The 2,309-nt window shown below is 70.5% G+C and carries 4 protein-coding genes; 2 read left to right on the forward strand and 2 right to left on the reverse strand.

Features of this window, described 5'->3' with window-relative positions:
• Window positions 1–250: 250 nt before the first annotated feature.
• On the reverse strand, window positions 251–748 hold the full coding sequence (locus tag VN520_RS27815) for a hypothetical protein (protein ID WP_325749707.1): 498 nt from the start codon (window positions 746–748) through the stop codon (window positions 251–253).
• Window positions 749–778: 30 nt separating this feature from the next.
• On the reverse strand, window positions 779–967 hold the full coding sequence (locus VN520_RS27820; protein ID WP_325749708.1) for a hypothetical protein: 189 nt from the start codon (window positions 965–967) through the stop codon (window positions 779–781).
• 406 nt (window positions 968–1,373) lie between these two features.
• On the opposite strand from VN520_RS27820, the gene VN520_RS27825 reads away from it, so the two are divergent.
• Together VN520_RS27825 and VN520_RS27830 are read left to right on the forward strand one after the other, a co-directional pair.
• Entirely contained in the window at window positions 1,374–1,961 is a 588-nt protein-coding gene (locus VN520_RS27825; protein ID WP_325749709.1) for a hypothetical protein, read from the forward strand.
• Window positions 1,962–1,997: 36 nt separating this feature from the next.
• On the forward strand, window positions 1,998–2,309 hold a 312-nt coding region (locus VN520_RS27830), incomplete at its 3' end, for a VOC family protein (RefSeq protein WP_325749710.1).

Raw genomic sequence — 2,309 nt, forward strand, 5'->3', positions numbered from 1 at the left:
CCAACCCCAACAGCCGGGACGGCGACCGGCAACCGCGCGCAGGTCTCGCAAGTCCCGCCGGACCTGTGCACAGCGCCCGACCACTGTGGTCGGGGCCCGGTGCCGTGACCGGTCGGCACAACGGTGCCGCTCCATGAGTCACGGCGCGGGCCTGTCCCGGTGGCGTCACTGCGATGCGGTACCGGGCAGCCGCTGTCCGGGCGGCCGTGGGAGAACGCGACTCGATGACGACGAGCGGGACTCGGGCACGTCACCAGTCGTCTGGCCGCCAATAGCAGTCAGTCGGAGCATTCGGGATGTCGTTGCGGAAGTCGATGATGCCGAACGCGTTGTAGTCCAGGATGTTCGCCTCGCTGACAACGACACAGAAGCGCTCCACCAGGGCTTCCTGTCCTGGGCCGCGGGCCGCCGTGATCGTGCCTGTCCAGTGACCGGGTGAGATGCGCTCGTCCAGTGCGATGAACCGGATGGTCGGACGTTGCGGTTCCTGGTGGCCCACGATGAACGGCGCCGGATCAGACGCATAGGTCCACCCGAATCCCCCTTCGTCGAGCTGCCCGAAGATCCCCGAGTCGTGCCAGTAGAAATTCGGTGCACGAGTCTCCACCGCCCCCTCGAGAGAGAATGCGAACTGTACGGCGGAGATCCGCGCGGTCGAGTCAAAGCTCCTCGGGACCGAGAAGCTCGGCTGGAGGTACACATCAAAGGACTCGGGGGACTCGGCACCGATGCGGATGATGGACGGCAAGTTCATGGTCACCTCCGGCGTCCGCTGGGACTACGCCCAGGTGACGACGGAGAGAGCGAGTGCGGCCACTGCGGTCACCATCGGAACCCAGGTGTTGAGCCGCTCGGTCAGGCTCCGGGTGTGGCGAGGTGGGGGCGCCTGTGCGGCAGCAGACTCCTGTGGCAGCTCCGTGCGGTCATCCACCGACGTCCGCTCAGAGCCGCCGGCTGACGGCCCCACGGGGGGCTCCTGCGAGGTTCCGCTTCCCCGTGGTGGGTCGGATCAGGAGGGTGCAGGCTGCTTCTCCATCGGTACCCCCGATGTGGCGCCAGCTGGGTGGTGAGATGCCTCCCCCGCGACCCTCACAGGCTACTGATGACACGCGCTCAGGGAGCTCGTCGCTACCCGCGACGTTCCAGGAGTCGGCGTGGTGCACGGCGGCTGCGCGCTCCCCGTTCGGAGACGTTCAGCAATCGGTGACTGATGAGCACGGACGCCTGGGCCTGCACGCCCCGGCGTCCCCATCACTCGGTCGCGTTCTCCGGTGATGAGCGTTCGGGAGGAGCGATCCGGCGGCCCGGCAACGCGGGACGCCGGCCGCGTGCCTCGCCCGCCCGCGGGTATCGCCTGCCGGAGGAGGACGGTGATGCGGACGGCGGTGGGATGGGCCACGGCTGCGGTCGTCGGCGTGCTGACCGCCTGCGCCTGGACCGTGGCGGGAAGCGCCTCCCCCGGCGGGCCGCCCGACCTCGAGGCCGCCCTGTCGGTGCAGTTCCCCGGTCTCCGGCCGGTCGACCCACCGCCGCCGCCATGGCAGCTCTGCACGACGGCGCCGGGCACCCGAGCACCTCGTCTGGACCCTGCACTCGAGGAGGCGGTGACCAGCGGCTACGCCTCGGACGAGGCGACCCTGTACGCCTACGCCTGGGCGACGTCGGCACCGATGGTCGCGGAGGCGATCCTCGGCCAGGCGGAGATGGAGGCACCGGACTGCGCGTCGGCACCGCCGTCCCCTGGTGGCGGCGCGGGTGCATGGACGGTGGACGGCTGGTCGGGGTCGGGGTGGACCGGCGTCACCATCCGCACCGTGGTCTCCGGACCGGACCCGGCCATTGGCGAGACCCGCCTGGTGCGCGCCGAGGAGGTGGTCGTGCTCGTCATCGCAGCGGGGGACGAGGCCGACCTCCGGCGAGTCGACGACTACCTGGCCGCGGTCGCCGACCGACTGGGCTGAGCACTCCCGTCAGCAGCTCCCCCTACGGTGACCGCCATGCCGCAGCAGGTGATCCCATTCCTCATGTTCCAGGGCGACGCGGGGCCGGCGCTCGACCTCTACACGTCGCTGTTCGACGACGCGCGCGTCCTCGACCTCACCCGGTGGGGGCCCGACGGTCCCGGCGCCGAAGGCACGGTGCAGGGCGCCACCTTCTCCATCGCCGGCCAGCAGTTCCGCTGCTTCGACAGCCCCCCGGTCCACGACTTCACCTTCACGCCGTCCTTCTCGATCTGGGTCGAGACGGCGTCGGAGGAGGAGCAGGAGCGGCTGTTCGCGGGCCTGTCCGAGGGCGGCGCCGTCCTGATG

Source organism: Streptomyces sp. (assembly GCF_035563135.1).
In the GTDB taxonomy this organism is placed as follows: Bacteria; Actinomycetota; Actinomycetes; order Streptomycetales; family Streptomycetaceae; genus Streptomyces.